This is a genomic window from Pseudomonas sp. MWU12-2319, assembly GCF_023242525.1.
GTDB lineage: Bacteria > Pseudomonadota > Gammaproteobacteria > Pseudomonadales > Pseudomonadaceae > Aquipseudomonas > Aquipseudomonas gingeri_D.
Map to the genome: position 1 here is coordinate 101,642 of NZ_JALJES010000013.1, position 13,770 is coordinate 115,411.

The following is a 13,770-nucleotide window of genomic DNA, read 5'->3' on the forward strand; positions in this document are numbered from 1 at the left end:
GGAGAACAATAATGAACGATAGCGCAGCACCTCGACTGAGCACGTTGCAACCCGCCCGGCATCCCGCCCCGAGCGTCAAAGCTCAACGCCTCACCCATCTTATCTTCGAACGACCGGACCTTGATGAAGCGGCGCACTTTCTGAGCGACTTCGGTCTGAGCGTCAGTCACCGGGACACGGATACGCTCTATCTCCGGGCTGCCGACCCCAGCCCCTACTGCTACCGTATTCATCGAGCGGCCCAAGCACGCTTTCTGGGCTACGGGCTGGAAGTCGGCCGTCTCGGCGATCTGGATCACCTGACCCAGCTCCAGGGTGCTTCAGCTATCGAGCGGATCGAACATCCGGGGGGCGGAAAACAGGTCCGGCTGCTCGACCCCTCCGGCTTCATCGTGGAAGCCATCTGCGGCCAGTCCTCAAGTGTTCCGCTGCCGCACAGGGCCGCTCTTTCGCTCAATCTGGCGGATAAGCAGCCACGCATCAACAGAGCTCAACGCCCACCAATAACGCCCCCGGAAATATTGCGCCTGGGTCACGTCGTCATCGAAGTCGCCGATTATCAAGCCACCTGCGCCTGGTATACACAGCATTTCGGGCTGATCCCCAGCGATATACAGGTTCTCCCGGATGGCTCCCCCATCGTCACCTTCATGCGCCTGGATCGCGGTGAGATTCCAACAGATCACCATACCCTCGCCATTGCCCAGGGATTCACGGCGACCTACAGCCACAGCGCCTATGAAGTGGTCGATGCCGATGCACTGGGCATGGGACAGCGGGTCCTGCGGGAGCGAGGCTGGAAGCATTCGTGGGGGATCGGCCGGCACATTCTGGGGAGCCAGATCTTCGATTACTGGCAGGACCCATGGGCAGACAAACACGAGCACTACTGTGACGGCGACCTCTTCACTGCCACACAGCCCACCGGCATTCATCCGGTCAGCCGCGAGGCCATGGCGCAATGGGGGCAACGCATGCCCAAGAGCTTTACCCAGCCCAAGCTGACACTGGGCAATCTGCGAATGCTGATTCGCAATCTGCGACGCAGCCCGGACTTGACGCTACGCAAGCTTATGGCGCTGGCCCGCCTGTTCGGATAAGTCCGCCTGTTCAGTACCACCCGACAAGTGCGCTGCGTGTGGCGCCGACGCCCTGGTGCAGGCCGCTCGCACGCCGACAACATGCCCTGCATGGGCCCAATACAACAACTAAGCCTGGCAAAAGTCGGGCAAACAATGCTTCTGGAGTGCCTTCAATGTCCGTTGTCCATATTGTCCGCTTCGAATACCAAAACACCGTCCAATGGGGCGTCATACGCCAGAACCTTATTACACCGGTTCCCGGAGTCTTTGCCACGACCGGCGAGTTCATCCGCCAGAACACCATCGACGATTTGCTTCAACTGAAAGGCATCGAACTGGCCAAGAGCGACGTCAAGTTGCTGTCCCCGGTGACCCGTAATCAGCAGTTCCTTTGCCAGGGTGCCAACTACCGTCAGCACATGATCGAATCGGGCATGAACCCCGACGCAAAGCACTTCAACATGATGTTCACCAAGGCGACCAGTTGCCTGGTGGCGGCCGACAGCAACCTGATCAAGCCGCGCAATGTCCGGTTCCTGGACTACGAAATCGAGCTGGGCCTGGTGATGAAACGCGAGATCACCGGCCCTGTCTCTGTCACTGACGACAATCTGCATGAATTCATCGCCGGCGTCGTTATTGTCAACGACTACTCGGCTCGTGACATCCAGATTCCACAGATGCAGTTCTACAAAGGCAAGAGTTTCCGTACCTTTGGCCCGGTCGGCCCCCACCTCTGCCTGCTGGGGGCCGAGGACATGCATTATCTGAAGGCCCTGCAATTGCGCCTGACGGTCAACGGCCAGATGCGTCAAAACGACAGCACCGCCAACCTGGTCTACGGTCCCGCGCAAACCCTGACCGAGCTTTCGTCCGTACAAGATCTTGCCCCGGGAGACCTGATTGCCACCGGCACGCCGGCCGGCTGCGCCTTGAGCATCCCCTCCCCCGGCAAGCAGCGCATCGCCGCCCTGCTACCCGAAGCCAGCAAGTGGAAACTGTTCCTCAAGGCCCAGGAGAAACGCTCCCAGTATCTCAAGCCAGGCGACAAGGTCGAGGCGCATATTCGTAGCGCCGACGGCTTGATCGATCTGGGCATACAACGCAATCAGGTAGTAGGAGAAGTCTGATGAGCGTGCAGAGCCTGGTAGACATCAAGCACCTGGAACAAACCCCGCTTTCAGAGCGCAATCTGGCCGCCAGCACCTATGAGGCCTTGCGCCGTGCCGCCGTCTGCAATCCTCAAGCGCCGGCGTTGAGCTTCTTCCCTGACGCCACTCACTTCACGCGTACCTTCGAATGGAATTATTCCCAACTCTTCGCGCAAATAACCCGCGCGGCGAATGCCTTCCACGACCTGGGCATCGTGCCGGGAGAAGTACTCGCCTTCGTCCTGCCCAATCTACCGGAGACCCATTTCACTATCTGGGGCGCCGAGGCAGCGGGCATCGTCATGGCAATCAACCCATTGCAGGAAGCGAAGCAGATTGCCAGCTTGCTGAACTCGGCCAAAGCCTCGGTGGTGGTGACACTGGCACCCACCCCAGATAACAATCTGTGGGCCAAGTTGGCTGATCAATTGAACGATCTGCCCGGAATCAGGCATATCATCTGGGTCAGCCTGGAACCCTATGTCAGCGAGCCTGAGCGCGACATGCTCAGAAGCTTGGCGCAGAGGGAGCGGGCCTTTCACGGTAATACCGTGATCCACGATCTGCGCGAGCTGATGGAAGCCCAGCCAGAAACTCACCTCAAGAGCGGCAGACACATCCGCCCTGAAGAGCGTTCTTCTTACTTCTGTACCGGCGGCACCACCGGGCTGCCCAAGATTGCCGCCCGCACCCATGGCTCGGAAGTATTCAACGCCTGGGCCATGGCCGCGCACTTACAACCTCGCCGGAGTGGCCAGGTGATCTTTTGCGGCCTGCCACTTTTCCATGTCAATGGACAACTGGTCACGGGACTGATGCCCTGGAGCCAGGGTGACCATGTCATCCTGGGCACGGCCCAAGGCTACCGAGACCCTGGCGTTATCCCAAACTTCTGGGAAATGGTCGAGCACTTCGGCATCAACTTCTTTTCCGGCGTGCCCACCGTCTACGCGGCCCTGCTAAGAAACAATCCACGTGCCTATGATCTGTCCAGCCTTCGTTATGCCTTGTGTGGCGCCGCCCCCATGCCGGTGGATTTGTTGCGCGAGTTCGAAGAGCAGACCGGGGTACATATCCTTGAAGGCTATGGGCTCACGGAGGGCGCCTGCGTTTCTTCCGTCAATCCGCCCCATGGCGAGCGACGCACCGGCTCCATCGGGATACGCCTTGCTTACCAGGACATGCGCGCGGTGCTATTGAATGAGGCCGGGGAATACCTGCGCGATGCCAATGTCGACGAAACCGGGCTGATCACGATCAGCGGTCCCAATCTGTTCGACGGTTATCTGGAAGAGGGTCACAACCAGGGACTGTGGATCGATATCGACGGCCGACGCTGGCTCAATACCGGCGATCTGGGTCGCCAGGATGCACAGGGTTATTTCTGGCTGACCGGACGCAAAAAGGAATTGATCATTCGTGGCGGACACAATATCGACCCCAAGCAAATCGAGGAAGTGTTGCAGGCCCACCCTGCTGTTGCCTTGGTGGCCGCGATCGGCAGCCCTGATGCCTATTCAGGGGAAGTACCTGTCGCCTATGTCCAATTGAAGCCCGGCCAATTCTGCGGCGCCGAAGAGCTGCTGGCGTTCGCCAATCTCAGCATCAGCGAACGCGCAGCCATCCCCAAACGCATTGAAATACTCGAGGCGTTACCCCTGACTGCGGTCGGCAAGATATTCAAACCGGCCCTGCAGCAACGGGAAATCGCCAGCACGGTACAACTGGAGATTGAACACCTTGGACTCTCTGGCATTGCGGTCGACGTCGTACAAGAAAGTAACCGAGGACTTTTAGTTCGTATTCAATCCGGAGTTCACCAGAAAATCCTTGCCCCTCTGCTGGGGTGTTACAACTTTCAAGTTGACTGGGTTGACTGATAACGAGTGTATCTCAGCAACCCTGAATGGGAGTGACTTATCATTCGAAGGTCAACCTCAAAGGACAAGCCGAGGTTTCCGACGCCCCTGCCGTTCTACCCCTGAATGGAAAATATAACATCACGATCGCTCTTGATACGCCTGAGCCACTGGACACTTTGATCTATTGACTCAATGAATCGCTACATGGGCGCCCTGCTGATACTCCCGTGGCGTACAGCCGAACTCGCGACGGAACACCGTGTGCAGGTATTGCGCCGATTTGAAGCCGCAATTCTGCGCGATATCGGCAATCGCCGAATCCGTGTGTTCCAGTCCATTGGCCGCCGCCGCCAGTTTGAAGCGCAGGATCTCGTCGTGCACGCTGCAGCCGCGCACCGTACGAAAGTGCGACTCCAGCGATGAGCGCGACACGCCCACGTACGCGGCCACCTGCGCGGTCTTGATACCCTGGCAGGCGTATTGGCGGATAAAGAGCAGCGCCTGCATGACGTAGGGATCGCCCAACGGTTGATGCAGACTCGAGGCCTGCACATTGATCGCATCCGGGGGGATCAGTATCTGCGTGCCCGTGGACGGCATGCCGTGCAGCATCTGATGGAGCAGGTGCGCGGCGGTCCGGCCCATGGTCTCGGTGCCTTGGACCACTGAACTCAGCGGCACCCTGGTCAGGCTGCGGGTCAGCGGGTCGTTATCAATGCCGATCAAGGCCACCTGCTCCGGCACGGCGATCCCGGCGGTCAGGCAGGCTTGCAGCAACTGCCGGGCACGGGCGTCACTGACGGCGATGATGCCGATGGGTTTGGGCAGGCTTTGCAACCAGGCGATCTGCTGTTCGACGGCGCTGTCCCAGAGCGGCGCGCTGGTGCCCATGCCGCGATAGACCTCGACAGGCAAACCATCACGCTTGAGCAGCCGGCGAAAGGCTTTTTCCCGTTCCTGCGCCCAGCGATTGGCTTGCGCTTCAGGCAGGCTGAAGCAGGCAAAGCGGGTCAACCCGGCCTCGATCAGGTGCTCGTAGGCCAGTTTCATCAGTGCGTCATTGTCGGTGGCGACATAGGGAATGCCCTTCGGATAGGCGCGCGCATCCTGATAGGACCCGCCCACCGCCACCACTGGCAACTTGATTCCGGCCAGCGCCTCGCCGATCAGCGGGTCGTCGAAGTCGGCAATGATCCCATCGCCCTGCCAGCGCTCGATCCCTTTCAACCGACAGAGAAAATCCTCCTCAAGGAACAGGTCCCAGGATGCACGGGTGCTGCTCAGGTAGTTGCCGATGCCACTGATAATGCCGCGATCGTAGATCTTGCTGCCGTTGAACAACAGCGCAATACGGTGGACGGGCGGGACGGTTTTCATTGTTTTGATCCTGGACCGGTCAACACAGACTAGGCGCGCAAACGACGAATCTCAATACTCAAAATCGCACTGCGCCTTGATGATTTTCATAATTTGCAGCCACCGGGCCGTTGCTAGTATCGGGGTACAGCCAAGAACAACAAGGACATTCCAATGCCGTTCTTCCCCGTTGTCGACAAGATTCGCTACGAAGGCCCCAGCAGCGACTCACCCTTAGCCTTCCGCCACTACGACGCCAACAAGCTGGTCCTCGGCAAACCCATGCGCGAACACCTGCGCATGGCGGCCTGCTACTGGCACACCTTCGTCTGGCCGGGGGCGGACATGTTCGGTGCCGGCGCCTTCAAGCGTCCGTGGCAGCATGCCGGGGATCCGATGGAGCTGGCCATCGGCAAGGCCGAAGCAGCCTTCGAGTTCTTCTCCAAACTGGGCATCGACTACTACAGCTTCCACGACACCGATGTCGCCCCGGAAGGCAACTCGCTGAAGGAGTACCGCAATCACTTCGCGCAGATGATCGATCACCTGGAGCGCCATCAGGAACAAACCGGGATCAAGCTGCTGTGGGGCACCGCCAACTGCTTCAGCAACCCGCGCTTTGCCGCGGGCGCGGCCAGCAACCCCGACCCGGAAGTGTTCGCCTGCGCCGCCGCCCAGGTCTTCAGCGCCATGAACGCCACCCAAAGGCTCAAAGGGGCCAACTACGTACTGTGGGGCGGTCGCGAGGGTTACGAAACCCTGCTCAATACCGACCTGAAACGCGAACGTGAACAATTGGGTCGCTTTATGCGCATGGTGGTCGAGCACAAGCACAAGATCGGCTTCAAAGGCGACCTGCTGATCGAACCCAAGCCCCAGGAGCCGACCAAGCACCAATACGATTACGACAGCGCCACGGTCTTCGGCTTCCTGCACCAGTACGGGCTGGAAAACGAGATCAAGGTCAATATCGAGGCCAACCACGCGACCCTGGCCGGGCACAGCTTCCATCACGAGATCGCCACGGCCGTCTCATTGGGGATCTTCGGCAGCATCGACGCCAACCGCGGCGATCCGCAGAACGGCTGGGACACCGACCAGTTCCCCAACAGCGTCGAGGAGATGACCCTGGCCACCTATGAAATCCTCAAGGCCGGCGGGTTCACTAATGGCGGGTTCAACTTCGACTCCAAGGTCCGTCGCCAGAGCGTGGACGAGGTCGATCTGTTCCACGGCCACGTCGCGGCAATGGACATCCTCGCCCTGGCCCTGGAGCGCGCGGCGGCCATGGTGCAGAACGACCGACTCCAGCAATTCAAGGATCAACGCTACGCCGGCTGGCAGCAGCCACTCGGCCAGGCGGTGCTGGCGGGTGAGTTCAGCCTCGAATCACTGGCCGAACATGCCTTCAGCCACGAGCTGAATCCGCAGGCCGTCAGCGGTCGGCAGGAGATGCTCGAAGGTGTAGTGAATCGTTTCATCTACCCCTGAAGGCGGGCGAACCCCGGCGTCGCGGTGACATTCTCACGACAAATCCATGCTCGCGGCGCCCTGCGACGCTCTACAGTTCCACCGGCGGCTTATTCATCGCCAGGCAGTGTCTTTCCAACAACAATAAAAGGACGCACCATCATGAACGCACTAAAACACACTCTGCTCGCCAGCGCTCTGGCCCTGCTCTCGCTACCGGTCATGGCCGATGCCGCCCACCCGAAGATCGGTTTCTCCATCGATGACCTGCGTCTGGAACGCTGGTCGCGAGACCGTGATTACTTCGTCGCGGCGGCGGAAAAAATGGACGCCAAGGTCTTCGTGCAGTCGGCCGATGCCAACGAGCAGAAGCAGATTTCGCAGATTGAAAACCTCATTTCCCGTGGTGTCGATGTGATCGTCATCGTGCCGTTCAACGCCACCGTGCTGACCAATGCCGTCGCCGAAGCCAAGAAGGCCGGGATCAAGGTGGTGTCCTATGACCGACTGATCCTCAACGCCGATATAGACGCCTATATCTCCTTCGATAACGAAAAGGTCGGCGAGATGCAGGCCAGCGGCGTGCTGAAAGCGGCGCCCAAGGGCAACTACTTTCTGCTCGGTGGCGCGCCCACGGACAACAACGCCAAGGTCCTGCGCGAAGGCCAGATGAAAGTGCTGCAACCGGCCATCGACAAGGGAGATATCAAGATTGTCGGCCAACAGTGGGTGAAGGAATGGAACCCCACCGAAGCCCTGAGCATTGTTGAAAATGCCCTGACCCGGAACAACAACAAGATCGATGGCATCGTCGCCTCCAACGACGCCACCGCCGGGGGGGCCATCCAGGCACTGGCCGCACAGCAGATGGCCGGGAAAGTGCCGATCTCGGGTCAGGACGCAGACCTGGCAGCGGTGAAACGGGTGATCGATGGCACCCAGACCATGACCGTCTACAAGCCGCTGAAACTGATCGCCTCGCAAGCGGCCAAGCTCTCGGTGCAACTGGCGCGTAACGAGAAACCCAGCTACAGCTCGCAATCCGACAACGGCAGCAAGAAGGTCGACACCATCCTGCTCACTCCGATCCCCTTGACCAAAGACAATATCGACCTGCTGGAAAAAGACGGGTTTTATACCAAGGCGCAGATTGCCGGACAGTGACCCACCGAGCTGTACCCTGTGAGTACCTCGCCATGTCCGACTACCTGCTGCAAATGAATGGCATCGTCAAATCCTTTGGCGGTGTCAAAGCCCTGAATGGCATCGATATCAAGGTCAAGCCGGGGGAATGCGTGGGTCTGTGCGGCGAGAACGGCGCCGGCAAATCCACGCTGATGAAAGTCCTGTCGGCGGTCTACCCCCATGGCACCTGGGAAGGCGAAATTCTCTGGGACGGGCAGCCGCTCAAGGCGCAGTCCATCAGCGACACCGAAGCCGCCGGAATCGTCATCATTCACCAGGAGCTGACCCTGGTCCCCGACCTGTCGGTGGCCGAAAACATCTTTATGGGGCACGAGCTGACGCTGCCCGGCGGGCGCATGAACTACCCGGCGATGATCCACCGTGCCGAAGCCCTGATGCGTGAGCTCAAGGTGCCGGACATGAACGTCTCGCTACCGGTTTCACAGTATGGCGGTGGCTACCAGCAACTGGTGGAAATCGCCAAGGCGCTGAACAAGCAGGCGCGCCTGCTGATCCTCGACGAGCCTTCATCGGCCCTGACCCGCTCGGAAATCGAGGTGCTGCTGGATATCATTCGCGACCTCAAGGCCAAGGGCGTTGCCTGCGTCTATATCTCCCACAAACTGGATGAGGTGGCCGCCGTGTGCGACACCATTTCGGTGATCCGCGATGGCAAGCACATCGCTACGACCGCCATGGCGGACCTGGACATCCCGACGATCATCACCCAGATGGTCGGACGGGAAATGAGCACGCTCTACCCCACCGAACCCCATGCTATCGGCGAGGTAATTTTCGAGGCGCGCCACATCACCTGCTACGACGTCGACAACCCCAGGCGCAAACGGGTCGACGATATTTCGTTTGTCCTCAAGCGCGGGGAAATCCTCGGCATCGCCGGCCTGGTCGGTGCCGGTCGCACGGAACTGGTGTCGGCACTGTTCGGCGCTTACCCCGGCCGCCATGAAGGTGAAGTCTGGCTGGACGGCCGGCCGATCGACACCCGCACGCCGCTCAAATCCATCCGCGCCGGCCTGTGCATGGTCCCTGAAGACCGCAAGCGCCAGGGCATCATTCCGGACCTGGGGGTCGGCCAGAACATCACCCTGGCCGTGCTGGGCAACTACTCGAGAATGACCCGTATCGACGCCGAAGCCGAACTGGGCAGCATCAACAAGGAAATCTCGCGCCTGCACCTCAAGACCGCAAGCCCGTTCCTGCCGATCACCAGCCTCTCCGGCGGCAATCAGCAGAAAGCCGTGCTGGCGAAGATGCTCCTGACCAACCCCCGCGTGCTGATTCTCGATGAACCCACCCGCGGGGTGGATGTCGGCGCCAAGTATGAGATCTACAAGCTGATGGGCGCGCTGGCGGCCGAAGGCGTGTCGATCATCATGGTGTCCTCGGAGCTGGCCGAAGTGCTGGGCGTTTCCGATCGCGTCCTGGTGATCGGCGAAGGCCAGCTGCGCGGCGACTTCATCAACCACGAACTCACCCAGGAACAGTTGCTCACCGCCGCCCTCAGCTCTCCCGATGACCATAACAATAATGATCGGAAAACCGCGTAGATGAATCAGCTCAAACAACTCTTCACCCGCTACAAAATGCTCGCGCTGGTGATCGCCGTGGCGATTATCTGGCTATTTTTCAGTTGGCAGACCGACGGCGGATTTCTGACCCCGCGCAACCTCTCCAACCTGCTGCGGCAGATGTCCATCACCGGGATTCTCGCCTGCGGCATGGTGCTGGTGATCATCAGCGGCGAGATCGACTTGTCGGTGGGCTCATTGCTTGGCCTGCTGGGTGGCCTGGCGGCGATTCTCGACGTGATCTATCACGTACCGCTGTTGGCGAACCTGGGCATTGTCGCCCTGTGCGGATGGATGATTGGCCTGGCAAACGGCTTTATGACCGCCTACCTGCGCATCCCGTCATTCATTGTGGGCCTGGGCGGCATGCTGGCGTTTCGCGGCATTCTGCTGGGGATTACCGGCGGCACCACCATCGCCCCGGTATCACCGTCGCTGGTCTATGTCGGCCAGGGTTATTTGCCACACACGGTCGGGACAGGCCTGGGCATACTGCTGCTCGCCCTGACACTTTTCCTGACCTGGAAACAGCGCCGCAATCGGGCCCTCCATGGCCTGGTGGCACACTCGCTGGTGCGTGACGTCTTGCGCGTGGTGTTGATCGGCGCGGTGCTGGCGGGGTTCGTCCATACCCTGAACAGCTACGACGGGATCCCGGTGCCGGTGCTGCTTCTGCTGATGCTGCTGGGGGTGTTCAGCTACATCACCAGCCAGACCGTGTTCGGACGACGCATCTATTCGGTGGGCAGCAATATGGAAGCCACGCGCCTGTCCGGCATCAACGTGCAGGCCGTCAAGCTGTGGATCTTCGGCATCATGGGCCTGATGTGCGCCCTCGCCGGCGTGGTCAATACCGCGCGCCTGGCCGCGGGCTCACCCTCGGCCGGGACCATGGGCGAACTCGACGCCATTGCCGCCTGCTTCATCGGCGGCACCTCCATGCGCGGTGGCTCGGGCACCGTTTACGGCGCCCTCCTCGGCGCGCTGGTCATCACCAGCCTGGACAACGGCATGTCCATGCTCGATGTCGACAGCTACTGGCAGATGATTGTCAAAGGCAGCATCCTGGTGCTGGCCGTATGGGTGGATGTGAGCACCCGGAACGGGCGACGCTGATCAGGCAGCGCACTCAACGACTCGAGGAGCACGGCAGAGCGATAAGCAGTAATTGCGGCCAGAGGCGCGCCCAATCGCTTTCATGACCCATGCCCGGCACAATCTGGCTATAGGCGCAGACACCGGCAGTGGCGCTGACAAAACGCCGCGCAATCACCGGCGGCACGACACTGTCATCGCCTCCGCTGAAGTGAAGCTGAGGGATGGACGCCACCTGGCGTGCAACGTCGATGGCATTGAGCGACTCCGGCATCGCCGACACCTGATGCAGGCGATTGACTTCGGCGTGATCGAGGTTACCGGCCACGGTGCGCAACGAGGCGATATCACTACGCCTGGCAGCAATCAATACCGCCAGGGCGGCACCTCCCGAATAACCGACCAGATGGATGCGCTGGCCTGGCACCTGGAGAGCAAAGTGGCTCACGGCCTGGTTCATCGCCACCACCACGTCCTCGGCAAAGCGCTTTTGCGTCCAGTAGGCTTTATCACAGCGCGGGCTGATCGCCAGCGGCGTGAACTGACAGGGGCGTGCCAGGTACACAACATTGGGCCCCGGATCCGCCGCCGCCAACGCCAGGCCCTCGGCCTGATGCGGCGTTGGATTTTCCGACGGCGTGGTACGTGAGCGCCAGGCCAGGCCATCGCCCTCGATGTAGAGGTTCAGCGGCAGGTCAGGACGGGTTATCCGGTAAAAACTGGTCAGCACAAAGCTGTCGGTATCGACCTGTTCTCGCTGCAGGTGCGCACTGTGCGCCAGGGTTTCGGCATGCCGGTTCGGATCGGCACAGCCGGCGAGTATTCCCAGCAACGCACACAGAAAAGTGAACAGCCCCCAGTTCAAGCCTTTCATGCCTCGGCAAGGCCCAGCGCCGCCAACAGCGACCCAAGCTGTTCGGCATGGGCATGCCAGCGGCCTTTCGAAGTCTTGTAGAGGGGCTGGCGCACCTGATTGACGCTGGCGGTACGCACCACGCGCCGGGTCTTGTGAAAGTCCAGGCAGGCCTCGTCCCACGGCAGGTCAATAAAGCTGATCAAGCGCTTGGCCTGTCCTTCAAGGTCGTCCAGTACCGACTCGTAGTCCACTTCAATAAAGGATTCGGCGGGCAGCAGCTGGCGCCAGTGACTCATCAAGGCTTCATAATCGCGATAGAACTGCCCCAATTCGGTCTGGTCGTAGCTGAACGGCTGATCACCGCTGAATTGCTTGCTGTAACAGGACAGGCAGGTATCCACCGGATCGCGGCGGCAGTGAATGATACGGGCACCAGGCAGGATCAGCGGAATCAGGCCGGCATAGACAAAATTGCCCGGCATCTTGTCCACCAGGCGATCCCGTGCGTCGACCAGGGGTTTGATTCGCTCCAGGTAGTCATGACCGATCCTGGCCAGATCCGGCGCCGAGCCGTTGGCCAGGTTTTGCGGAAATCTTCCCTGGTTTTCCACCGCCAGACGCAGCGACGACAATTCCCCCGCGCCCTGCACCCGCGGATGGGAGGCCAGGATCTGCTCGATCAGGGTAGTGCCGGAGCGTGGCATGCCGATGATAAAGACCGGCAGCGACGATGCCGCTCCCTGCCCTTGCCGCGCGGATTGAAATTCATCGGTGAACAACCCGGCAATGCTCTGCATCCATTGCCGCGTGGTCTGGGAATCATAGGCAAAGGTGGAGCGCTTGAGTCGGTTTCCGCTATCCAGGTGATGGAAGGCTTGCGCGGAATCGCCCGTGTCGAGATACGCCTTGCCCAAGGCAAAGTGAGCCAACAGTTTGTCGGCCAGCAGCAGACCGCCCTCGCGCACCAACCCGGCCTCCATGGCCGCGATATCGGTATCACCGGGTTTAAAGGTCTTGCTGTCCGAACGCCCCGTCAGTGCGCGGATCGACCCCGGAAACGCGCTCAGCGCCTGTTCGAAGGCCACGGCGGCCTCTTCCTTGCGGCCACTTTCCAGGAGCAGCGTGCCCCGTGCGATCATCGCCTCTTCGGTCACCGAGCCAGGCAACGCCACCGCCTGATTGAAATGCTCCAGGGCCTGATCGTGCAGGCCGCTGGCCTGAAGCACATTGCCCATGGCGTTGTGCACACTGGCGTCATTGGGTGCCAATGCCAACGCTTGCCGCGCGCAGTGCAGGGCCTCGTCGAAGAGTCCGCCCTTTTTCAAGAGCATGGCCCGTGCCGTGAAGCCACCGACATGGCCGGGGGCAACCCGGTACAGTGCATCCAACCAACGCAACGCTTCGCCATGGTTCAAGCGTTGAGTTTCGGCTTCGGCGATATTCAGGTACGCATCGACCAGCCGCGGGCTGAGTTCGACAGCTCGTCGTCCGGCCGCCACCGCCTCATCGAAATGCCCTTGTGAACTCAGTAAAAAACACAGGTTGCTGTAGGCCTCGGCGTAATTCGGGTCGAGGTTCAACGCCTGCTTGTAATGCCAACCGGCGTGGTCTTGTCGATCCAGGCGGCGATAGGTATTGGCCAGGTTGTTATGGGCTTGTGCCACTTGCGGCCGCAGCGCCACGACGCGCTGCAGACACTCGAGGCTGTCGTCCAGTTTGCCGCTTTCCTGCAGGATGATCCCCAGGTTGCTCCAGGCATCCACCAGCGCGGGGTCCAACGCAACAGCCTGTCGAGCCGCCTGTTCGGCCTCCACCAGCAGGCCTTGCTGGCGGCACATCTCGGCCAGGTTGCTGAAGTAGATCGCCGGTGCGCTCAGTGTTTGGCAAGCCTGGCGCAGGTAGCTCACGGCCAACTCCAGACGACCGAAGGCGTGGGCAATCAGCCCGAGCAAATGCAGGGCGTCGGCCTGTTGCGGCCATTGCCCCAGGATCCGCAGGCACAGCTGCTCGGCCTGTTGTGCCTGGCCCGCGTTCCAGTGTTGATGGGCCAGCGTCATGGCTTCGGCAAACGTCAGTTGTGGAGTACCGGGAGTTGTCGGTGTGCCGCTCATGGGGGGCCTTCAA

The 13,770-nt window shown here is 60.5% G+C and carries 10 protein-coding genes; 7 read left to right on the plus strand and 3 right to left on the minus strand.

All coding sequences use genetic code 11. The annotated features are described in order from the left end of the window. Positions 1 to 11: 11 nt before the first annotated feature. The 3 genes from M5C01_RS21155 to M5C01_RS21165 all read left to right on the plus strand — a co-directional run bounded on the left by M5C01_RS21155 (position 12) and on the right by M5C01_RS21165 (position 4,113). Positions 12 to 1,100, plus strand: coding sequence for a VOC family protein (locus tag M5C01_RS21155; protein ID WP_152740806.1), 1,089 nt, complete (start codon positions 12 to 14; stop codon positions 1,098 to 1,100). Positions 1,101 to 1,255: 155 nt separating this feature from the next. Continuing rightward, on the plus strand, positions 1,256 to 2,212 hold the full coding sequence (locus tag M5C01_RS21160) for a fumarylacetoacetate hydrolase family protein (protein WP_152740805.1): 957 nt from the start codon (positions 1,256 to 1,258) through the stop codon (positions 2,210 to 2,212). Beyond that, on the plus strand, positions 2,212 to 4,113 hold the full coding sequence (locus M5C01_RS21165) for an acyl-CoA synthetase (RefSeq protein WP_152740804.1): 1,902 nt from the start codon (positions 2,212 to 2,214) through the stop codon (positions 4,111 to 4,113). The genes M5C01_RS21160 and M5C01_RS21165 overlap by 1 nt, the downstream gene beginning before the upstream one ends. Before the next feature lie 171 nt (positions 4,114 to 4,284). Here M5C01_RS21165 and M5C01_RS21170 read toward each other — a convergent pair whose 3' ends face one another. Continuing rightward, complete coding sequence (locus tag M5C01_RS21170; RefSeq protein ID WP_152740803.1) at positions 4,285 to 5,472, minus strand: XylR family transcriptional regulator; 1,188 nt, start codon at positions 5,470 to 5,472, stop codon at positions 4,285 to 4,287. A 153-nt stretch (positions 5,473 to 5,625) separates the two neighbouring features. On the opposite strand from M5C01_RS21170, the gene xylA reads away from it, so the two are divergent. From xylA to M5C01_RS21190, 4 genes are all read left to right on the plus strand, one after another. Beyond that, entirely contained in the window at positions 5,626 to 6,942 is a 1,317-nt protein-coding gene (xylA, locus tag M5C01_RS21175; protein ID WP_152740802.1) for a xylose isomerase, read from the plus strand. A gap of 141 nt (positions 6,943 to 7,083) precedes the next feature. Continuing rightward, positions 7,084 to 8,085, plus strand: coding sequence for a D-xylose ABC transporter substrate-binding protein (gene xylF / locus M5C01_RS21180; RefSeq protein ID WP_152740801.1), 1,002 nt, complete (start codon positions 7,084 to 7,086; stop codon positions 8,083 to 8,085). A gap of 32 nt (positions 8,086 to 8,117) precedes the next feature. Continuing rightward, positions 8,118 to 9,674: a D-xylose ABC transporter ATP-binding protein gene (gene xylG, locus M5C01_RS21185; RefSeq protein WP_152740800.1), complete on the plus strand. Its 1,557-nt coding sequence runs from the start codon at positions 8,118 to 8,120 to the stop codon at positions 9,672 to 9,674. Continuing rightward, the gene (locus M5C01_RS21190; protein ID WP_103495589.1) at positions 9,675 to 10,811 is read left to right on the plus strand and encodes a sugar ABC transporter permease; all 1,137 of its coding nucleotides are present in this window, start codon (positions 9,675 to 9,677) and stop codon (positions 10,809 to 10,811) included. It begins immediately after the preceding gene. Between the two features lie 13 nt (positions 10,812 to 10,824). Here M5C01_RS21190 and M5C01_RS21195 read toward each other — a convergent pair whose 3' ends face one another. Both M5C01_RS21195 and M5C01_RS21200 read right to left on the minus strand, forming a co-directional pair. Further along, positions 10,825 to 11,664, minus strand: coding sequence for an alpha/beta hydrolase (locus tag M5C01_RS21195; RefSeq protein ID WP_152740799.1), 840 nt, complete (start codon positions 11,662 to 11,664; stop codon positions 10,825 to 10,827). Further along, positions 11,661 to 13,757 (minus strand): tetratricopeptide repeat-containing sulfotransferase family protein, encoded by a 2,097-nt coding sequence (locus tag M5C01_RS21200; protein ID WP_152740798.1) that lies wholly within the window; start codon positions 13,755 to 13,757, stop codon positions 11,661 to 11,663. Before M5C01_RS21200 ends, M5C01_RS21195 begins: the two co-directional genes overlap by 4 nt. Positions 13,758 to 13,770: the final 13 nt, after the last annotated feature.